Raw genomic sequence first — 19,759 nt, forward strand, 5'->3', positions numbered from 1 at the left:
AGGGTCGACGCCATGTCTTGCCAAGACAAGCGCATCCCAAGTTTAATCTTCCGCGACGAAATAGCCCGGCGCGCGGAAAGGCGAAACCCCGAAGGCCTCCGCCATCCGGTTGGCCAGCGCAAGGTCGAAACCGGGTAGATAGTGCCGGTAGGGCGACAGGATTCGGCTCACTGCGCCCCCTTGCGGCAATGCGCCCTGCCCTGCCGACGGCATGGTCGAATGCGCCAGCTTTGAAAGGCGTGGCGGAAGCGCGGCGAAGGCCTTGATCGGTTCGCCGCCGGCGAGCTCGATTTCAACGCTCGCGTCCGAACGGTTTTCGATCCGCCACCGGCCATCCCAGATGCACGTGGTGTGCGGGCGAACCTCGATGCGCTCAAGACCGCGCCGTTCGCGCAGGATGAACAGGCTTTCCCTGTTGCGTTCAAACAGGCAACGCCCGGCCGTCATGCGCGCGCCATGCGGCGCTTCGGCCATCGCCACAATATCGGCAAGGGCGGCCTTCCCCGGCCCGTGGGTCTCGCCGCCGATAATTGCCGTCAACACATTCAGCAGGTAGCGGGCGGCCTCCCGATTGCGCAAGAGAGGCTCCGCATCGACCTCGGCCACCGTAGCGTCATGAATGCGCGCGCAGGCTCCGAAAAGGCTGGCCGCAGCTTCAGAGAGACGGGCGCGCATATGCCCGGCCATGGCAGCCTCGGCGCCCGGCGCCGCGACCGCGCCGCCAAGCGACCGGCGCACCCGCACCCGTTCATAACGCGGATTGTCATTGGAGGGGTCATCGATCCACGCAACGCCGCGCGTAACCAGCAGGTCCCGGATCGCCTGACGGGAAACGGACAGGAACGGACGCACCGTCCAGACATGTCCCATCACCAGCGTTTCCGCCGCCATTCCGGATACCGGCGGCACCGGGCTGCGGGCCTTGCGCATTGCAAGCGTTTCGACCTGATCGTCGAGCGTGTGGGCCACGGCGATCACGTCCGCCCCGATCCGGGCGGCGTGGTCGGCGAGCAGGCGGTAGCGGGCGTCGCGGGCGGCGGCCATCAGCCCCGTCGCCGGCTTTTCGCCGCGCCAGGGAAGCGTTTCGTGTGAAATCGCGCGTGTGGCGCAGAAGCGCGCGACCGTTGCCGCTTCATCGGCCGATTGCGCGCGCAGGCCGTGATCGACCGTCGCGGCCGAAATGCGGATGTCGCGGCGGGAAAGTTGGTCGGCGGCTTCGACAAGCGCGACCAGCAGCCCGAGCGAATCGCTGCCGCCCGATACCGCGACCAGAACATGACGGTCAGGCTTGAGCCGGTTCACGAAGCTGCGGGCGGCATTGAGGGCGGGTTGCCCTCTGGAAAACTCATCTGATCCGGCTGACACCGAGGTCAGCATCCATTGGCCTTGATTTCGGCCTGGGCTTTGGTCAGCACGGCCTGGGCGGCGTTGGGATAACGCGTTGGCACTTCGGCGAAGGTCGCGCAGGCGGCGTCCTTGTTGTCCATTCCGGCGAGCGACTGGCCGAGCTTCAGAAGCATTTCCGGCGCCTTGGCGGAATCGCCATAGGCCTTGTAGGCATTCAGGAATGTCTTGGCGGCTTCGTTGTATTTCTGCTGCGCCAGCATCGATTCCCCGAGCCAGAAGCTGGCATCGGGAATGAGCGGGCTGTCGGGATAGCTCAACACGAACTCGCCGAAAGCCTCCTCGGCCTGCTGGTAATCGCCGGAGAGAATGAGATCGTAAGCGAGCTTGTAGAAATCGGCATCGGAGCCGCCGCCTTCGGCCGCTTCGGGCAGATCGGCCGGCACGTCGGCGGTCGCCGAAGGTTCCGGGTTCGGCGGCGGCGCATCCATCGTCGCCGTCGCATCATTGCCAAGGCTGCCGGCATCGCCGGAGCCTCCCGAAGGCGGCGTCGCCATGCCGCTTTCTAGATCCTGCAGACGGAACTCCATATCCTCCTGCATCTTGCGGATCTTCTCTTCCATCTGCAGCATCTGGAAGCCCAGATCCTCGACCTGGCCCGTCAGGTTGCGCACCTGCTCCTCAAGCTGCTGGATCCTGAGGGACGGATCCGTGGCCTGCACCTGCACCACCTGCGTGTTCTGCCCGGCCGCCTTGCCGAATGCGGGAAAGACAGCCGCATTGGCGCTTCCTCCCAGCATCGCCGAACCGGCCAGAAGACAAATCATCGCTTTTTTCATCATCGCATGTCCCAAACCTTTTGCCTCAAACCTTCGCACACTGTGTTTCTGGCCATATTTAGATCAAAACGCGCATTCTTGCACGGCGGACATAAAAAAACCGGCGCGAGGCCGGTTTTTCAAGTCTGCTTTCGGATCGATCAGCTTCCCGCGCCCGTCAGCACGGTGACGGTGCGGCGGTTCTGCGACCAGCAGGAAATGTTGTCGCAGACGGCGACCGGGCGTTCCTTGCCGTAGGAAATCGTCGACAGGCGATTGGCCGGGATGCCGCGCGACACAAGGTAGTTCTTGGTGGCCGTGGCGCGGCGGGCGCCGAGCGCGAGGTTGTATTCGCGGGTGCCGCGTTCGTCGGCATGGCCTTCGATGCGGATCGCGTAGTTCTGGTAGCGCTGCAGCCACTGGGCCTGCTTGTCGAGCGTCTGGGCCGCGATCGGCGTGATCGATGCCGAATCGGTTTCGAAATAGACCGTGTCGCCGACATTCAGATCGAAGTCCTGGACGCTGCCCGGAGAGGCGATGCCCGAGGATGAGCCAGCGCCGCCGGCCATGCCGTTGCCAGGCAGGTTGTTCTTGTTGTCCTTGGCGCAGCCGGCCAGCGCAAGAACCGCGCAAAGCGCGACCATGGCGGGCTTTACCCTGAATTTGTTCGCATTGCCTTCAACCCCAAACGTGGCTCGGCTCATTACCGCTCTCCTTAAGAAGCGTTCAAAACATGGACCGGATGCCCGGTCGATAACGCGGAAAAACAACTCAAAACTATGGACGGTACGCAGACCGCCGACCTTGCCGCAAAGAGCTAGCAAATCACTGTTAACGTCCCCTCAACGGAAATGGTTAAGGAAACGTCAAAGGCAAGCCCGCGTTTGCGGCGCGAGCGCCCTTGCCCCTCACGCCCTACTCCAGCAGCGGCGACCAAGCCGGGTCGGATGCGAAGTCCGGCGTCTGGATGCGCTGTTCATTGTAACCCGTCAGGTCGATCGAATAAAGGTGCGGGCCGCCCTCGCCGGCATTCTGGCGGAAGAACATCAGCACCCGGCCATTCGGCGACCAGGTCGGCCCCTCATTGTGGAAGCCGGTGGTCAGAATGCGCTCGCCGCTGCCGTCGGGCTTCATCACCCCGATCGAGAACTTGCCGCCGGACTGTTTGGTGAACGCGATCAGATCGCCGCGCGGCGACCAGACCGGCGTCGAATAGCTGCCATCGCCGAAGGAAATCCGCTGCTGGTTGGAGCCGTCGGCGTTCATTACATAGAGCTGCTGACGCCCGCCGCGGTCGCTTTCGAACACGATCCGGTTACCGTCCGGGGAATAGGACGGCGAGGTATCGATCGCGCCCGTATTCGTCAGCCGCGTGGTCGAGCGGGTACGCAGGTCCATCGTGTAGATATTGGCATTGCCGTCCTGCTGCAGGCTCATGATGATGCGCTGACCGTCCGGCGAGAACCGCGGCGCAAACGTCATGCCGGGGAAGTTGCCGACCACCTCGCGCTGCCCGGTCTCTAGCTGAAGCAAATAGACGCGCGGCTGGTCGTTTTCATAGGACATATAGGTCACTTCCTGCCGGTTCGGCGAGAACCGGGGGGTCAGAACCATATACTGCCCGTCCGTCAGCATGCGGACGTTGAAGCCGTCCTGATCCATGATCGCGAGGCGACGCTTGCGGTCGGTCTTCGGCCCGCTTTCGGAGACGAAAACGATGCGGCTGTCGAAATAGCCCTGCTCGCCGGTCAGCGCCTGATAGATCGAATCGGCGATGATATGGGCGACGCGCCGCCAATTGTCGGGCTGGGTGAAGAACTGCTGGCCGACGATCTGCTGGCCGGCATAGGTATCCCACAGCCGGAATTCGGAGCGCAGCCTGCCGTCCGGCTCGCGGGTGACGCGGCCGACCACCAGCGCCTCGGCGTTGATGACCTGCCAGTCCTCGAAACGCGGGGTCTGGTCGGGATTGCTGATCTGCTCGATGAAGGCGGAGCTGTCGACCGGCTTGAAAAGACCGGAACGCTTCAGATCGGCGGCGATGACGCCGGAAATATCCGCGCCGAGACCATCGTCCGACATGAAATTGGTGATCGCGATCGGCAGCGGCTGCACATTGCCGCTGGAGATGTCGATCTCGACCAGAGCGTTGGCGGGCGTCACGAACAGGACGGCGATGCCGGCCCAAGCGACGGAAAGGAAGACGAGACAATTTTTAAGCATGACAGGACTGGCCTTTCAGCGTTGATTGCTCCGGTTCGCCGGGGATCGCCCTCAGGCGGCACCGAATGAAGAGTTAAAGCATCTGGCTCGGGTCGAAGTTCACGATGACCTCGCTCCAGGCATCATATTTTTCCCGCGGCAGCCCGCTGAAAGGCGAGGCCTTCAGCACCGCGCGCCGTGCGCCGCCGGCGAGAATCCGCCGCGCGCTCTCGCTGCCGCCGGTGGCAGTCACCTCGGGCGCCCCCACGATCGCGCCAGAGGGATCGAGTTTCATCTGGATGCGTATGCGCACATCGTCCGCGCCGTCAAGGCCAGCGAGGATCGACCAGTTGCGCTGGATCTGCCCGCGCAGCGCGTCAAGCTCGCTCTGGCTGAGCGTCGAGCCGCCGGTTGTGCGGGTCGCGCCTGCGGCCGCCGGCGCCTCGGAACGCTGCGCGCCGCCTCCGGTCGCCTCGGTGCGGTTGAGAAGCGCTGCGATCTCATCGACATTGAAAACGTCCTCCTCAGCCGTCGTGGACGCTGTCGTCTGGCTGTCGGTCCGCGGCGCCTCGGCGGTGCGGGTTTCGCGCAGCACCGGCTCCGGCGGTCGCCGGGTCGGCAGCGGCGCCTGGTCGGGGAAGGCCAGTTCCGGTTCCGGCGGCGTCTCGGCGGCCGGCTCGCTGGCTTCCGGCTCCGGCGTAGGCTCGGGGGCCGGCGCGGGTTCAGGCGCAGGCGTCGGCTCCGGGGTCGGCGCAGGCGTTGGCTCCGGTGCGGGGGTGGGCTCTGGCGCAGGCGCGGGTTCGGGACGTTCGGCCGGTTGCGGCGGCGTCGGCGGCGGCTCGGAAGCCGGTTCCTCGACGGGCGCGGGTTCCGGCGTCGGCTCGGCGGCAGGCGTCGGCACCGCGGCCTGTTCCTGCGCGATGTCGTCCGGCGTCGCGTTGGTATCGGTTTCGAGGTCGATGTCGTTTTCGCCGACATTCTGCGCCTCGGCGACCTCCTGCGGCCGCCGTGTCGGCACGGGAGCGGCAATATCGGCAAGCTCCGCCGTCTTGTCGCCTTCCTGCACCTGGGTAATGTCTTCCACCGGTATCAGCGTCACCGGCAACGCTTCGACATCGGCCACCTCAAGCGATGAAGGCGCGCCAAGCACAAACACTGCCCAGCCGAGGACCAGACAGTGCAACAGGAATGAAATGGCAAGGCTGCGCTTCATGGGCTAAGATCAGCTATCCTGTTCCTGCAGGGTTACAAGACCGATATTCTTGAAGCCTGCGGCGGAAATGCGGGCCATCACCTTCATGACCGTGCCGTAATCGGCATTGGCGTCGCCGCGCACATAGATGCGCTCATTGTAGCCGGTGGTGGCGATCGCCTCCAGCTTCGGAACGACCTCGTCGATCGGGATTTCGGTTTCCTGCAGGAAAATCTGCCCTTCCGGATTGACCGAGATGGTAATCGGCCGGGTATCCGAGTTCATCGCCTGCGCCTGGGTTTCCGGCAGATCGATCGGCACGCCGACCGTCATCATCGGGGCCGCGACCATGAAGATGATCAACAGCACCAGCATGACGTCGACGAGCGGCGTGACGTTGATTTCGCTGACGGGCGCGCGCTTCCCGCGCCTGCGGCCTCGGCCGCCGGCCTTCCCGCCTGTTCCTAATGACATTGCCATGTCGTTATCCCTCGTCTCTCGCTATTCGGCAGCCGGACGCGACTGCAGCTTTTCGTCGATCTGACGCGACAGGATGGATGAGAACTCGTCGGCAAAGCCTTCCATGCGGCCTTCAAGCTTGCCGGAATCGGCGGAGAACTTGTTGTAGGCGACAACGGCCGGAATAGCCGCGACAAGGCCGATGGCCGTTGCCAGCAGCGCCTCGGCGATGCCAGGCGCGACGACGGCAAGGTTGGTCGATTTCGATCCGGCGATCGCCTGGAACGAGGTCATGATGCCGACAACGGTACCGAACAGACCGATGAAGGGCGCTGCGGAACCGACGCTTGCCAGAAAGCCGAGACGGGCTTCCAGCTTTTCGGATTCGCGCTGGATGGCAACGTCCATCGCCTTTTCGACCCGCATCTGCAGGCCCATGGGGGCACGCGCGCCGCGCTCGAAGGATTTTTTCCACTCGCGCATTGCCGAAACGAACACGGCGGCCATGCCGCTGGTCTTGCGATCGGAGAGGTTGCTGTAGAGCTTTTCGAGCGAGGTGCCCGACCAGAACGCATCCTCGAACTGGTTATAGGCGCGGCGTTCCTTGTTGTAGGCGATGATCTTCTCGATCACGATCGCCCAGGTCCATACCGACGCGGCGATCAGCCCCAGCATCACGATCTTGACGACGAATCCCGCCTGCCAGAAGAGCGCCAGAAGGCCGACATCGGCGTGCGTAGCTTCCAACCCAAGCTGTTCCATATGACGAAGTCCTTGAATAGATGGGCCCGGCAAGCCGGGCAAAATGGTTAGAGCCGCCTGCGAGACGCTGGTTTGTTCAACTCGGAATTTAAGTGGATTCGCATCTTTGCTTCCTGTCCTTGAAAATCATGGTGAAAGCTAGGCAACTCGGCTTAAAATTCCGCTTTTCGCAGAATACCCGAACATGGTTAACGCCCGGTTACGATTTTATCGCCAGCCCCTGAAGGTAAGGCTTTGACCGCACCAGACGTCTCCCGCGGCGGCGCGAATTCCTTCACATAATACTCATGTTTTAGCAAGCCCAGTTTCCAAGGGCTTTCGGCTTATTGCGCCACTTTACTTCGACTGACCTTCAAGCAACGTGGCGGCCAGATCGTCGGGCATCCGGCGCGCGCGCCCTGCCCTGTTGATCACCACCACGGTCACGGTCGCCGTTGTCAGCAATTGCCCATTGGCGTGGATCGCCTGTTCCAGCACCATGCGCGCGCCCGTCGCCTTCACCGTTTTGGTCGTGATCTCGAGGATATCATCCATCCGCGCCGGACGCACGAATTTCAGGTCCATGTGATGAACCGCGAAGGCGAGACCTTCCTCGTCGATCGTGTGCAGCGCGCGCTGCTCCACGCCGAGGCAGCGCAGCAGATCGGTGCGCCCACGTTCGAGGAAATGCAGGTAGCGCGCGTGATAGACGACGCCGGAAAAATCCGTGTCCTCGTAGTAAACCCGCTGACGCAGGTGATGCGTTCCGTTTTCCAGCCAGCCACTGAGACCGTGATTCTCGGTTTCGGTCATATCCGCCTCATCCATCAATTTTTGGCCATAACTAGGTCTAAACATGGCGCCTCGCAACACGGGGCGGAGGCGGATTGTTTCACCTCGCGCGGCAGATTGCGTAAAAAAACCATTGCATTTATGTCATATTGATTGCGTTTAACGCACAAGATGAATCGCTGAAATGAAACGGAGAGGCGCAATGAAGATCGCTGTTATGGGCGGAGACGGGTTTGTCGGATGGCCGACCTCGCTGCATTTGTCGGATGCAGGCCACGAAGTTCACATCGTCGACAACCTGTCGCGCCGCTGGATCGACACCGAGCTTGGCGTCCAGTCGCTGACGCCGATGGACTCGATCCAGGAGCGCACCCGCATCTGGCATGCCGAGACCGGCCGCCGCATCCATTTCCATCTCATCGACCTTGCCAAGGACTACGAGATCCTCAAGCAGTGGCTGGCCGAGGAGCGCCCGGACGCGATCATTCATTTCGCCGAACAGCGCGCGGCCCCCTATTCGATGAAGACCGACCGCCACAAGAACTACACGGTCGACAACAACGTCAACGCCACCCACAATCTCCTGAATGCGCTGGTTGAGATCGACCTCGATGCCCATGTCGTCCATCTCGGTACCATGGGCGTCTACGGCTATTCGACTGTTGGTGCGGCGATCCCGGAAGGCTATCTGCCGGTCGATATCACCACCAATTCCGGCGACAAGGTTTCGCAGGAGATCCTGTACCCGTCGAATCCCGGCTCGATCTACCACATGACCAAGTGCCTGGATCAGCTTCTGTTCGCCTTCTATGCCAAGAATGACGGGCTTCGGATCACCGACCTGCATCAGGGCATCGTCTGGGGCACGCACACAGAGCAGACCAAGCGCCACGAGCAGCTCATCAACCGCTTCGATTATGACGGCGATTACGGCACGGTGCTGAACCGCTTCCTGATCCAGGCCGCGATCGGTTACCCGCTGACTGTCCACGGCGTCGGCGGCCAGACCCGCGCCTTCATCCACATTCAGGATTCGGTGCGCTGCATCGAGCTCGCGCTCAACAATCCGCCGGAGAAGAACGCTCGCGTCGAGATCTTCAACCAGATGACCGAGACTCACCGGGTGCGCGATCTGGCCAAGATGATCTCCGACATGTCCGGCGTCGAGATCGCCTGGCTGCCGAACCCGCGCAAGGAAGCGCCGGAAAACGACCTGATCGTGAAGAACGACAAGTTCCTGGAACTCGGCCTCAACCCGACCACGCTCAAGGAAGGCCTGCTTGGCGAGATCGTCGATATTGCGAAGAAATACGCCTATCGCGTTGATCGTAAACGCGTTCCGGCCGTCTCCGCCTGGACCAAGGACATCGCGACCAAGATCAACCGCGATCCGGAAGGCAAGTCGCTGAAGTCGGTCTCGTAAGGCCATGAGCGACCCCGCAAATGAAGGCGTCCACCGCAGCGTGGACGCCAAATATCCGTTCGCCTTCGTCACGCTGGTTACCAATAACGACTATGCCATGGGCGCGCTGGCGCTGGCGCGGTCGATCTTCCTGACCGGCACGCCAGCCGATGTTGTCGTGCTGCATACCGGCGGCGCGCCGGAGGAAGGCCTCAAACATCTCGCCGATCTCGGCTGCCGGCTGGTCGGCGTTGACCATCTTCCGCTGTCGGATGAATTCAACGAGCGTCATGCGCGCAAGAACATCCATGGCGAGGCACCGTTCACCAAGGGCCGCAAGCCCGGCTTCCACACCCCTCTCGACAATTTCTGCAAGCTGCGGCTCTGGCAGCTTGTCGAATATCACGCGGCGATCTTCATCGATGCCGATGCGCTGGTATTAAAAAACATCGACAAGCTGTTCTTCTATCCGGAGTTTTCCGCGGCCCCCAATGTCTACGAAAGCCTTGCCGATTTTCATCGGATGAATTCCGGCGTGTTCGTGGCGCGGCCGGACGTCGAGACCTTTGCCGCCATGCTGACCGCCCTCGACCAGCCCGAGGCGTTCTGGAAGCGCACCGACCAGACCTTCCTGCAGCAATTCTTCCCCGACTGGCACGGCCTGCCGGTGTTCATGAACATGCTGCAATATGTCTGGTTCAACATGCCGGAGCTGTGGAACTGGTCCGATATCGGCGTGCTGCACTACCAGTATGAAAAGCCGTGGGAAGACGATCACCCGCGCGCCGAACAGCTGAAACCGCTGATCGACCTGTGGTGGGCCTATTTCGACGACGACGGCATCCCCGATATCGCCAAGCTCGAAAATCCGACAAAGCCGGCATGAAGCGCATTCTCGTCAGCGGCGGGACGGGCCTTGTCGGTCGCTACATCGTCGAAGAATGCCTTGCGGCCGGCCATGACGTGACCGTGGCAGGCAGGTCCGCGCCGGTGCCGGACCTGTTCGCCGCGCCAGTGAGGTTTATGCCGCTGGAACTCGGCGGTTCGGTCTCCGAGGACCTTTTCACAGGCATCGAGGTCTTCATCCACGCCGCCTTCTCCCACGCGCCCGGGCGCTATCGCGGCGGCGAAGGCGACGATCCCGCAGGGTTCCTCAGAACCAATGTCGACGGCAGCATCGCGCTTTTCGAGGCGGCATGCCGCGCCGGCGTCAAACACGCCTTCTTCCTGTCGAGCCGCGCGGTGTTCGATGGCTATCCGGCCGGCATGCCTCTACCGGAAACGACCCCGCCCCAGCCGCAAAGCCTATATGGCAAGGCGAAACGGGAGGTGGAGCAGGCGCTTTTCGCCCTCGCCCGCCCCGGCTTCATTCCAGTGAGCCTGCGCGCCACCGGGGTTTACGGCGACCTGATGCCCAACAAATGGGAGAGCCTGTTCGAGCGCTATGCCAGCGGCGAGGAGATCGCCGCCCGCGCGGGCAGCGAGGTTCATGGTCGCGATCTCGCCGGCGCTCTCCTGACGTTGCTCGACGCGCCGATCCCGAAGATTTCCGGCAAGGCATTTCATGTGTCGGACATCGTCACGGACACCCACACCATCCTCGCGCCGCTGAAGGCGGCGCTGCAATCATCCCATCCCCTGCCGCCGCGCGCCGATCAGACCGCGGTCAGCGCCATGACCACGACGCGGCTCAACGCGCTCGGCTGGCGCAGCGGCGGCATGCCGCTCCTTTCCGCCACGCTTCAGACACTTGTGACGCGTTTTATCGAGGCCCGCAACGAAGGGTGATTTGATCTCCCGCGCGAACAGGTTTATGTGCGGCGCGCCCGCTCTTTTTTACAGGATTCCCAAATGGCCCGTTACGACCTCATCATCTTCGACTGCGACGGCGTTCTGGTCGATTCCGAAATTCTTGCAGCCGAAGTCGAAGCGCGGCTTCTGAGCGATGCCGGTTACCCGATCACCGCCGGCGAGATCGGCGAGCGCTTTTCCGGCATGACCTGGCGCAACATTCTGCTGGCGGTGGAAAGCGAAGCCAATATTCCGCTGTCCGCCGCCCTTCTTGACCTCGCAACCGCCAAGCTCGATGAGCGGATCAAGCGGGAGCTTCAGCCAATCCCCGGCGTGCGCGAGGCCGTCGCCCAGCTTTCCGAGCCGCGTTGCATCTGCTCCAACTCGACGCCGGAACGCGTCCGCATGATGCTGAAGAAGACCGGGCAGCTCGATATCTTCGAGCCCAATATCTTTTCCGCCGAAACCCTGGGCCCCGACCGGGTGAAGCCGAAGCCCGACGTCTTCCTCCATGGCGCGGAGAAAATGGGCGCGAATCCGAAGAACACGCTGGTGATCGAGGATTCGGTCCACGGCGTCACCGCCGCCAAGGCCGCCGGCATGCGCGTCGTCGGCTTCACCGGCGCCTCGCACACCACGCCCACCCACGCCGACAAGCTGACCGAAGCCGGCGCCGAAACGGTGATCCACCGCATGGACGACCTCCCCGCCGTCGCCACCGCCCTGCTGGAGTGGACCGACGCGATCTGAGCGCGCGGTGCGTTTTTTTAAAAAGTTCAGCCGCCCCCCAGTCTGTCGGCATTCCGCCAGACCTCCCAGCCACAATCTCCCCCCCTTGAGGGGGAGATGTCGCGAAAGCGACAGAGAGGGGTAAAGGGCGTAAGCCCTAAAAACCGCGAACTCCGAACCTATCGAGAGGGTTCACCCCTCTCTGCCCCTGTCGGGGCATCTCTCCCTCAAGGGGAGAGATTGATGGCTGCAAACGCCTCATTCAAAACCCGGCGGCAAGTGGATTTAACCACGCCTGCCAGATAACCTAACCACAGTATCGCACCCGCTCAAAGCGCTAGGGCGATCCAGCTTACGATTTCGGACTGTACTTGGGAGAAGGCGTCGTCAAGCGCGGCGACGAGGACGTTGCTGGAGGCGGCGGCGCTGACGGGGACGCTTGCCTTAAACAGCCTCTGCGCCCGCACCACGCCGGTTCTATCATCCAGCAGCTTGACCGAGAGCTCGACATTGGCGGAGCCCGGCCCCGCGGCGTTGATCGCGAATTCGCGCACCTCGACCACGACCTGATAGTCGATCGCGAGCCCCTGCCCCGGCATGCCGACGCCGGAAAACAGGCCGGTGTTCTCAAGGCCGGCCACAAGCTGCGCCTGGATCACCACGGGAAGCTGGTCGCTCCACTGGGCGCCTGCAAGGTAACGCAGTTCTGCGCCGCCGAGCCGCACGACGATGCCGCGATTGTTGAGCACCTGGATTGCGGACGGCGTCGGCACCAGAAGCTGGGAGCGCAGCGCCTTCTGGCTCTCTAAGGTCACCACGGGCTGTGCGGACAGATCGAAGGTGTCGGGCGCCGGGCGCAACGCGCAGCCGCTCAGCCCTGCCGCCAGCAGACCGAGCGCGAGAAGCGGTCTCACTCCGGTTTTATCGATCGCGGCAAAAAGCATCTATCCAAACTTCCCCGGGCTTGCCGAATTGGTATCTGTCAGAATTAAGGCATACGCTGGCGATTGCAAAGACCTGACATGTTTGTTTTTTCAGTGGCTTGCCGGATTGCAACCATAGCCCGCATCCGCCCGCACCGTTCGCCGGGCGCTTAGTAACGCTTGCGCCCGTCATAGGTCTTCACGCTGTCGGACCCGAAGATGAATTGCTGTGGGTCGTTGCTGATCGATTCGATCGTGCGGTTCAGATTGTCGACTGTGCGGCGGGTATCGCTGACGAGACCGCGCACATCCCGGAGACCGGAGCCGGAAAAATTCTCGATATTTGCCGCGATCGGCCCGATCCGGGCGTTCAGCGTCTCGGCCGCCTGCTTCACCGCGACCAGCGTATCGCGCGCCTGGTCGGACAGTGATTCGACATTGTCGGAGCCGAGCAGGTCGTCGACCTTCACCAGGATTTCGTTCACCCGCGTGGACGCCTGATTGAGCTTGATCGACATGTTGGAGACGTTCTCTATCGCGGTATCGATGCTCTGGGTCTTGGCATCGATCGAAGCGGCAACATCCTTGACGGAAGCGACCGCGGACTTGGCATCCGCCATGACAACCGAGAAATCATCGATCGAGCTGCCGACCTTTTCAGGGTCAATCGTTGTGACGATCGCATCGACCTGCTTGAACACATCCTGCGCCGTTTTCCCGAACGTGGCGTAGCTTTCGATTGCGTCGCCGAACTGCGTAATGACCTCATCCAGGTTCTTCGAGGCGACGGCAACGTTGGTCGTGATCGTCTCAGCGTTGTTGACGATCTTGCCGACCTCCTCCGGATTGACCGCCTTGATCAGCACGTCAAGCGAGGCCACCGTCTTGTCGAGGCGTCCGGCGAGCCCGTCGACCGTATCGGACATCCTGCCAATGGATTCGAGGAACTCGCCGATCTGGTCGGAATTGTCGGCAAGCGCGCCGGTGAATGTATCGATGTTCTTGACCGTCTGGGTCAGCGGCGTGCTGACATCATCCACCAGCGTCTGCACCTGGCCAACGGTGTCGTCGAGACGCTTCATGATCCGGTCGGCGGTGGTCAGCAGGTTGGAGAGGCCGGATTTGTCGGCCGTCAGCTCCGCCGGCTCGTCCGTGCGCAGCGATTCCTGCAGGATATTGTCCCCTTGCTCGCCATTGGCCGACAGTTCGATATAGCCGGTACCGGTCAGGCCCTGAAGCTCCAGCTTCGCATTGGTGCTTTTGTAAACCGGCGTGGTCGCCTTCACCTGGGTCCGCGCCATGGTGTAGCGGGAGTCGGCGGGATCGATCTCAAGCGACTTGATCGAGCCCACCTGGATGCCGTTGAAGCGCACCGCGGAACCGACGCTGAGTCCGTTTGCGGAGCCGGGAATGCGCACGATAAGGTCGGCGACGGGGCCTTGGCGGCCGTATTCCTGCATCCAGAAGATAAACCCGGCCCCGGCGGCCAGCACCAGCAGGACGAAGAAGCCGACAACGGTATAATTTGCTTTGGTTTCCATAACTGCCCGTCCGCGCTATTGGCTATTCTGGCCGGCGCCGAAAATGGCGCGGGATCGTTTACCCCTGAAATAGCTCTGTACCCAGGGATCGTCAAAATCGAGGAGCTTCTCCAGCGTTCCCTCGACAAGAACTCTCTTCTTGCCCAGCACCGCGATCCTGTCGCAAACGGCGTGCAGGCTGTCGAGGTCATGGGTCACCATATAGACCGTCAGGCCCAAAGTGTCACGCAACCGGGCGATCAGCTCGTCGAACTCCGCCGCGCCGATCGGATCGAGGCCCGATGTCGGCTCGTCCAGAAAGACGAGGTCCGGGTCGAGCGCCAGCGCGCGGGCAAGGGCGGCGCGCTTGATCATCCCGCCCGACAGTTCCGACGGGAAGCGGTCGGCCGCCTCAGGCCGCAGGCCCACCATCTCGATCTTCAGCCGCGCCAGGTCGTCCATCAGCTTTTTCGGCAGGTCGAGATATTCGCGCATCGGCACCTGCACATTCTCAAGCACGGTCAGGCCCGAAAACAGCGCACCGTGCTGGAACAGCACGCCGATGCGCATATCGATCGCCAGCCGCTCCTCGTAGCTCAGATGGTCGAAATCCTTGCCGAAAATATTGATCGTTCCCGCCTGCCGCTGGTTCAACCGCAACACGGTGCGCATCAGCACGGATTTGCCCGTGCCCGATCCGCCGACAAAACCGAGGATTTCGCCGCGATAGACATCGAGGTCGAGGTTTTCGAGAACCGTCGGCCCGCCAAACCCCACAGTGAGGTCGCGCACACTGAGCACCGTGTCCCTGTCGTCCTGCGGTTGCTGTTCGATATCCACCTCGGCTCCTCAGTAATCGATCGCGGCGTAGAAGATCGCGAAGATGCCATCGGCGAGAATGACGACGAAGATCGACTTCACCACGGAGGCCGTGACCTTCTGACCAAGCGATTCCGCACTTCCGCCCACCTTCATGCCTTCCAGCGCGGCAACGATCGAAATGATCACGGCCATCACGGGGGCCTTGGCCAGACCGGAAATCAGGTCGGGAAGGTCGATCGCCTCCTGCAGCCGCTGCAAGAAGGTCTCATAGGTGATGCCGGCATAAAGATCGACCACCACTGCGGCGCCGACGAGCGCGGCAAAATTGGCCAGAATCGTCAGCAGCGGCAAGGCGATGAGCAGCGCCAGCATGCGCGGAAAGACCAGCACCGCGATCGGATCGAACCCCATGACCCTGAGCGCATCGATTTCCTCGCGCATGCGCATGGCGCCGATTTCGGCGGTGATCGCGCTGCCCGAGCGGCCGGCGATCATGATCGCGGTCAACAGCACGCCGATCTCGCGCAGCTGCAGGATGCCGACAAGATCGACCACGAACAGCTCAGCGCCGAAATAGCTGAGCTGGAACGCCCCCTGCTGGGCGATGATCGCGCCGACCAGGAACGACATCAGCGCGATGATCGGCACGGCGCGGACGCCCATATTATCGATCTGGGCGGTGATCGCGGCCATGTTGACGCCGCCGCGTTTCGAAAACAGTTCGCCGAGTCCGACGAAAAGCGCGCCGAAGAACCCGACGCCGGCATAGATGTCGCGACCGGCCGCCACCGCGGAAATGCCGACCGGCTCCAGCACGTATTGTACGATCGATCGTTGCCGGGCCGGCGCTTTTTCCGGCTCCGGCAGTTCCTCGGGAATGGCCTCAAGCAGTTCGCCGAGCCGGTCCGTCATGCCGTGCATCTCGACGTCGAGACCGGCGTCGCCGCATTTGGCCTCGGCCTCGCGAATCAGCCAGGCGCCCGCGGTGTCGATAACCCCGACGCCGGAGAGATCGAATGTCACGGATCCGCCGCCGGCGCCTTTCAGCTTGCCGCCAAGGCCGTCGAGTTCGCCGTAGAGCGCTGCGGCGTTGTGAACGGTCCAATCGCCTTCAAACACAAGCGCCGACGGCTTTTCGTCGCTTTTGAAGGTGAGAGAGGCTGTGGAATTATCCGCTTTCTGCAAAAGCCATTATCCAGTTTCGTGCGCTCTTGGAACGGGTGGACGCCGCGATCCGGCCGACCGGACAACGCGCCGCGCGACCTTCAAAGCCGGCGCGCGGGCCATGGCGCAACCCTGCAAATAACATTTGCTAGGCTTTTCACGGCCTGTCGGAGATTGCAAGTCTTTTCAATGGCGAGGAGAAGCGTTTGCTGAAGCTTACGCCGCGTGATTCCTGTCGCGGGCGGCCAGAAGCAAGGGCACCGGATCGGCCTCGACCGGTTCGGCAGCGACGGGAGCCTCCGCCGTTTCGATCTTCTGCCAGGAGATCAGTTCAAATGTGCCGTCGAAATGCTCGGCCACCGCCGTGCAGCTTTCCACCCAGTCACCGGTATTGATGTAGCGCAGCCCGTCCATATCCTCGATCACGGCGTGATGGATATGGCCGCAGATGACGCCGTCGACCTCGTTGCGGCGCGCCTCTTCAACCACGACGCGCTGGAACTCGCCGATGAAGTTGACCGCATGCTTGACCTGCAGCTTGGCCCAGGCCGAAAACGACCAGTAGGGCAACCCCAGCTTGCGGCGGAAGAAGGCGAGAACCTGGTTGATGGCAATCGCCGCATCATAGGCCCAGTCGCCGAGATAGGCGACGACGCGGGCATGGCGCACGACCACATCGAATTCGTCGCCGTGGATGACAAGGTATTTCTTGCCGTCGCCGGCCTCGAAGATCATCCGCTCCGCAACTTCGACGCCGCCGAAATGGGTGCCGGGGAAGTTCCGCAGGAACTCGTCGTGATTGCCGGGAATATAGATGATGCGCGCGCCCTTGCGGGCCTTGCGCAGCATCTTCTGGATGACATCGTTGAAGACCTGCGGCCAATACCAGTTCCGCTTCAGCCGCCAGCCGTCGATGATATCGCCGACGAGCACGATGGTATCGGCTTCATGGTGGCGCATGAAATCGAGCAGGAAATCCGCCTTCGCGGCTTTGGAGCCGAGATGAACATCAGAAATGAACAGTGTTCTGAATTGCCTGGGTTCCATGCCTTCGACCCGCCCTGCGTGTGTTGCCGTCACAGGAGTTAAAAGCAGAGTCGTATTTCAACTTGATGACATGCCGTTTTTGGGCGGGGGTTGAGAGGCTTCAGACAGCTTGATAGCGCACGAAGGCGAAGGCATCGCCCTTGGGCGACCAGTTCGGCGAATTCATCGTGCCCTGCCCGCCGAAAAGCTCGAACAATGTCTCCAGATTGCCGCCATCCATGTCCATCATTCGCACCCGCACCTGACAGTCGCGCGGGTGGTCGAAGACGTCCGGATCGTAGGAGATCAGGATCACGCGGTCATTGGTCGGGCATGGATGGGCAAACCAGTTCCCGTAGTCATCGCCGGTGACCTGCTCAAGGCCCGTGCCATCGGGATGCATGCGCCAGATCTGCATCAGCCCGGTGCGCGAGGAATTGAAATAGATCCATTCGCCGTCGAAGGAATAGTCCGGTCCGTCATTGCGGCCCTCGCCATGGGTAAGCCGCAGCTCCTCCCCGCCTTCAGCCGCGATCGTATAGATATCGAAGACATCGTCGCGGATGCCGCAATAGGCAAAACGCGCGCCGTCCGGCGACCAACCGTGCCAGTAGGATGGCAGGTTTTCGGTCACCAGTTTCGGCGTGCCGCCTGCGGCCGCAACCGTGTAGATCGCGGACTTGCCGAATTCGCATTTGTCGGAGATCGCGATGGTCGCGCCATCGGGCGAGATGCCGTGATCATTGTTGCACTGGACGGCGAACCCGGTGTCGATGCGCTCAAGCGCCGGCTTTCCGCCAAGCGGCAGGCGGTACATGATGCCATCGCTGTTGACCATCAGATGGCCGCCGTCCGGCGACCAATTCGGCGCCTCGATCAGCGCGTCGGACTGGAACACGACCCGCGCCTGCCGGCTTGCGATATAATAGATTTCAACCGAACTGCGCACCGGACATCTCCTCCACGAACCGCCCGGACCATAGCATTCCGAGCGCCGATGTCACGCGTGCCTCAGCGGTCGCGGAAACGGTTGGTGATCGGATAGCGCCGGTCGCGGCCGAAATTTTTCTTGGTGATCTTCACGCCCGGCGCGGACTGGCGGCGCTTGTATTCCGCGATATAGAGCAAGTGCTCGATGCGGTGCACGGTCTCCACATCATGGCCGCGCGCCACGATCGCCTCGACCGACATTTCCTTTTCCACCAGGCATTCCAGAATATCGTCCAGCGCCGGATAGGGCGGCAGCGAATCCTGGTCGGTCTGGTTGGGGCGCAGCTCCGCGGACGGCTTCTTGTCAATGATGTTCTGCGGGATAACACCGCGCTCCGGCCCCAGCATGCCCTCCGGCCGCGCGCCGTTGCGCCAGGCAGAGACGCCATAGACCTGCATCTTGTAGAGATCCTTGATCGGGTTGAAGCCGCCATTCATGTCGCCGTAAAGCGTCGCGTAGCCGACCGACATTTCCGACTTGTTGCCGGTGGTCACCACCATCGCGCCGAACTTGTTGGAGATCGCCATCAGGATGGTGCCGCGGGTGCGGCTTTGCAGGTTCTCCTCGGTGATCCCTTCTTCCGTGCCCTCGAACATATCGGCAAGCGCCGATAGGAAGCCGGTGACAGGCTCCTCGATCGGCACGATATCGTACCGGCAGCCGAGCGCTTTCGCGCAATCGGCGGCGTCCTTCAGCGAATCCTCCGAGGTGTAGCGATAGGGCAGCATGACGCAATGCACCCGCTCCGCGCCCAGTGCATCGACGGCGATTGCCGCGCACAGCGCCGAGTCGATGCCGCCGGAAAGGCCGAGCACCACGCTCTTGAAGCCGTTCTTGTTGACGTAATCGGCAAAGCCCAGCACGCAGGCGTGATAATCCGATGCCTCGCCCACGGGCAACGCCGCCATCTCGCCGGTTTCGATAACCCAGCCATCCGCGCCGCGCCGCCATTTGGAGAAAGCGATCTCTTCGGCAAATTGCGGCATCTGGAAGGCGAGCGCGCGATCGGCGTTGAAGCCGAAACTGCCGCCGTCATAGACCAGTTCGTCCTGCCCGCCGAGCGTGTTGAGATAGACCAGCGGCAGGCCGGTCTCGATCACCTGGCGCAGCACCACCTGATGGCGGACATCGACCTTGCCGCGATAATAGGGAGAGCCATTGGGCGACAGCAGCAGCTCCGCGCCCGATTCGGCGAGCGTCTCGCAGACGCCGAGGTCGCCCCAGATATCCTCGCAGATCGGGATACCGATCCTGACCCCGCGAAAATTCACCGGACCAGGCATCTCGCCCGGCACGAAGACCCGCTTCTCGTCGAACTCGCCATAGTTCGGCAGGTCCACCTTGTCGCGGATCGCGATGATTTCGCCGCCGTCGAGCACAGCCACGGAATTGTGCCGCCCCGCCTCGCCCTGTCGCGGAAAGCCGACGATGACGCCGGGACCGCCATCGGCGGTATCAGCAGCCAGCGCCTCCACCGCCTTCAGGCAGGCAGCGAGGAAGGCAGGCTTCATCACCAGGTCTTCAGGCTGATAGCCGGAAATGAACAGCTCGGTCGACACCAGCAGGTCTGCGCCCTTCTCGGCCGCCGCCCTGCGCGCCGCCCTCAACTTCTCCAGATTGCCGGCGATATCGCCAACGGTCGGGTTGAGCTGGGCGAGTGCGATTGTGATGCTGTCCATGGCAAATCCACCTTTCAGGTCTGCAGGGATGGACACCATGTTTTCAGGGAAAAATCAAACCGGAAAAGGCTCGAAAGCTCAAAACATCGAGCTGAAGGTGCTCACCAATAATCTCCCCCCTTGAGGCAGGGCTATCGCATATGAGCGATCATTGAGATTAGGAA

At 62.2% G+C, this 19,759-nt stretch carries 19 protein-coding genes; 4 read left to right on the forward strand and 15 right to left on the reverse strand.

Annotated features, from left to right (window positions below; all coding sequences use genetic code 11):
- Positions 1-42: 42 nt before the first annotated feature.
- The 8 genes from tilS to ybgC form a co-directional block, all read right to left on the reverse strand.
- A complete protein-coding gene (gene tilS / locus V6767_RS15970; RefSeq protein ID WP_448474388.1) occupies positions 43-1,365 on the reverse strand; it encodes a tRNA lysidine(34) synthetase TilS in 1,323 nt (440 codons plus the stop codon).
- 5 nt (positions 1,366-1,370) lie between these two features.
- Positions 1,371-2,183: a tol-pal system protein YbgF gene (ybgF, locus tag V6767_RS15975; RefSeq protein WP_448474389.1), complete on the reverse strand. Its 813-nt coding sequence runs from the start codon at positions 2,181-2,183 to the stop codon at positions 1,371-1,373.
- A 140-nt stretch (positions 2,184-2,323) separates the two neighbouring features.
- A complete protein-coding gene (gene pal, locus V6767_RS15980) occupies positions 2,324-2,866 on the reverse strand; it encodes a peptidoglycan-associated lipoprotein Pal (protein ID WP_448474390.1) in 543 nt (180 codons plus the stop codon).
- A gap of 211 nt (positions 2,867-3,077) precedes the next feature.
- Positions 3,078-4,385 carry a Tol-Pal system beta propeller repeat protein TolB gene (gene tolB / locus V6767_RS15985; protein WP_448470970.1) on the reverse strand — a complete coding sequence of 436 codons (1,308 nt, stop codon included), beginning with the start codon at positions 4,383-4,385 and terminating at the stop codon, positions 3,078-3,080.
- Between the two features lie 73 nt (positions 4,386-4,458).
- Entirely contained in the window at positions 4,459-5,577 is a 1,119-nt protein-coding gene (locus tag V6767_RS15990; RefSeq protein ID WP_448474391.1) for a hypothetical protein, read from the reverse strand.
- 9 nt (positions 5,578-5,586) lie between these two features.
- Positions 5,587-6,036, reverse strand: coding sequence for a protein TolR (tolR, locus tag V6767_RS15995; protein ID WP_448474392.1), 450 nt, complete (start codon positions 6,034-6,036; stop codon positions 5,587-5,589).
- A gap of 21 nt (positions 6,037-6,057) precedes the next feature.
- Complete coding sequence (gene tolQ / locus V6767_RS16000; RefSeq protein WP_230720889.1) at positions 6,058-6,777, reverse strand: protein TolQ; 720 nt, start codon at positions 6,775-6,777, stop codon at positions 6,058-6,060.
- A 336-nt stretch (positions 6,778-7,113) separates the two neighbouring features.
- Positions 7,114-7,569, reverse strand: coding sequence for a tol-pal system-associated acyl-CoA thioesterase (gene ybgC, locus V6767_RS16005; protein ID WP_448474393.1), 456 nt, complete (start codon positions 7,567-7,569; stop codon positions 7,114-7,116).
- A 181-nt stretch (positions 7,570-7,750) separates the two neighbouring features.
- On the opposite strand from ybgC, the gene V6767_RS16010 reads away from it, so the two are divergent.
- The 4 genes from V6767_RS16010 to V6767_RS16025 all read left to right on the forward strand — a co-directional run bounded on the left by V6767_RS16010 (position 7,751) and on the right by V6767_RS16025 (position 11,491).
- Entirely contained in the window at positions 7,751-8,971 is a 1,221-nt protein-coding gene (locus V6767_RS16010; RefSeq protein ID WP_448428148.1) for an NAD-dependent epimerase/dehydratase family protein, read from the forward strand.
- A 4-nt stretch (positions 8,972-8,975) separates the two neighbouring features.
- A complete protein-coding gene (locus V6767_RS16015) occupies positions 8,976-9,836 on the forward strand; it encodes a glycosyltransferase (protein WP_448474394.1) in 861 nt (286 codons plus the stop codon).
- Positions 9,833-10,738: an NAD-dependent epimerase/dehydratase family protein gene (locus V6767_RS16020; protein WP_448474395.1), complete on the forward strand. Its 906-nt coding sequence runs from the start codon at positions 9,833-9,835 to the stop codon at positions 10,736-10,738. Before V6767_RS16015 ends, V6767_RS16020 begins: the two co-directional genes overlap by 4 nt.
- 63 nt (positions 10,739-10,801) lie before the next feature.
- On the forward strand, positions 10,802-11,491 hold the full coding sequence (locus V6767_RS16025) for an HAD family hydrolase (protein ID WP_448474396.1): 690 nt from the start codon (positions 10,802-10,804) through the stop codon (positions 11,489-11,491).
- A gap of 308 nt (positions 11,492-11,799) precedes the next feature.
- On the opposite strand, the gene V6767_RS16030 is transcribed toward V6767_RS16025, so the two are convergent.
- From V6767_RS16030 to V6767_RS16060, 7 genes are all read right to left on the reverse strand, one after another.
- The gene (locus V6767_RS16030) at positions 11,800-12,384 is read right to left on the reverse strand and encodes an ABC-type transport auxiliary lipoprotein family protein (RefSeq protein ID WP_448474397.1); all 585 of its coding nucleotides are present in this window, start codon (positions 12,382-12,384) and stop codon (positions 11,800-11,802) included.
- A gap of 179 nt (positions 12,385-12,563) precedes the next feature.
- Positions 12,564-13,934, reverse strand: a complete 1,371-nt coding sequence (locus V6767_RS16035; protein WP_448474398.1) for an MlaD family protein — start codon at positions 13,932-13,934, stop codon at positions 12,564-12,566.
- 15 nt (positions 13,935-13,949) lie between these two features.
- Positions 13,950-14,753 carry an ABC transporter ATP-binding protein gene (locus tag V6767_RS16040; RefSeq protein WP_448474399.1) on the reverse strand — a complete coding sequence of 268 codons (804 nt, stop codon included), beginning with the start codon at positions 14,751-14,753 and terminating at the stop codon, positions 13,950-13,952.
- A gap of 9 nt (positions 14,754-14,762) precedes the next feature.
- Positions 14,763-15,920: an MlaE family lipid ABC transporter permease subunit gene (locus tag V6767_RS16045; RefSeq protein ID WP_448474400.1), complete on the reverse strand. Its 1,158-nt coding sequence runs from the start codon at positions 15,918-15,920 to the stop codon at positions 14,763-14,765.
- Positions 15,921-16,115: 195 nt separating this feature from the next.
- The gene (locus V6767_RS16050; RefSeq protein ID WP_448474401.1) at positions 16,116-16,946 is read right to left on the reverse strand and encodes a UDP-2,3-diacylglucosamine diphosphatase; all 831 of its coding nucleotides are present in this window, start codon (positions 16,944-16,946) and stop codon (positions 16,116-16,118) included.
- 100 nt (positions 16,947-17,046) lie between these two features.
- Positions 17,047-17,874 carry a TolB family protein gene (locus V6767_RS16055; protein ID WP_448474402.1) on the reverse strand — a complete coding sequence of 276 codons (828 nt, stop codon included), beginning with the start codon at positions 17,872-17,874 and terminating at the stop codon, positions 17,047-17,049.
- 62 nt (positions 17,875-17,936) lie between these two features.
- Positions 17,937-19,595 (reverse strand): NAD+ synthase, encoded by a 1,659-nt coding sequence (locus V6767_RS16060; protein ID WP_448474403.1) that lies wholly within the window; start codon positions 19,593-19,595, stop codon positions 17,937-17,939.
- Between the last annotated feature and the right edge of the window lie 164 nt (positions 19,596-19,759).

Source organism: Martelella sp. FLE1502 (assembly GCF_053484255.1).

What these genes read in the sequence shown, in the direction of transcription:
- ybgF (WP_448474389.1), bottom strand. Translation starts at nt 2,183, where the DNA reads ATGAAAAAAGCGATGATTTGTCTTCTGGCCGGTTCGGCGATGCTGGGA.
- pal (WP_448474390.1), bottom strand. Translation starts at nt 2,866, where the DNA reads ATGAGCCGAGCCACGTTTGGGGTTGAAGGCAATGCGAACAAATTCAGG.
- tolB (WP_448470970.1), bottom strand. Translation starts at nt 4,385, where the DNA reads ATGCTTAAAAATTGTCTCGTCTTCCTTTCCGTCGCTTGGGCCGGCATC.
- V6767_RS15990 (WP_448474391.1), bottom strand. Translation starts at nt 5,577, where the DNA reads ATGAAGCGCAGCCTTGCCATTTCATTCCTGTTGCACTGTCTGGTCCTC.
- tolR (WP_448474392.1), bottom strand. Translation starts at nt 6,036, where the DNA reads ATGGCAATGTCATTAGGAACAGGCGGGAAGGCCGGCGGCCGAGGCCGC.
- tolQ (WP_230720889.1), bottom strand. Translation starts at nt 6,777, where the DNA reads ATGGAACAGCTTGGGTTGGAAGCTACGCACGCCGATGTCGGCCTTCTG.
- ybgC (WP_448474393.1), bottom strand. Translation starts at nt 7,569, where the DNA reads ATGACCGAAACCGAGAATCACGGTCTCAGTGGCTGGCTGGAAAACGGA.
- V6767_RS16010 (WP_448428148.1), top strand. Translation starts at nt 7,751, where the DNA reads ATGAAGATCGCTGTTATGGGCGGAGACGGGTTTGTCGGATGGCCGACC.
- V6767_RS16015 (WP_448474394.1), top strand. Translation starts at nt 8,976, where the DNA reads ATGAGCGACCCCGCAAATGAAGGCGTCCACCGCAGCGTGGACGCCAAA.
- V6767_RS16020 (WP_448474395.1), top strand. Translation starts at nt 9,833, where the DNA reads ATGAAGCGCATTCTCGTCAGCGGCGGGACGGGCCTTGTCGGTCGCTAC.
- V6767_RS16025 (WP_448474396.1), top strand. Translation starts at nt 10,802, where the DNA reads ATGGCCCGTTACGACCTCATCATCTTCGACTGCGACGGCGTTCTGGTC.
- V6767_RS16035 (WP_448474398.1), bottom strand. Translation starts at nt 13,934, where the DNA reads ATGGAAACCAAAGCAAATTATACCGTTGTCGGCTTCTTCGTCCTGCTG.
- V6767_RS16050 (WP_448474401.1), bottom strand. Translation starts at nt 16,946, where the DNA reads ATGGAACCCAGGCAATTCAGAACACTGTTCATTTCTGATGTTCATCTC.
- V6767_RS16060 (WP_448474403.1), bottom strand. Translation starts at nt 19,595, where the DNA reads ATGGACAGCATCACAATCGCACTCGCCCAGCTCAACCCGACCGTTGGC.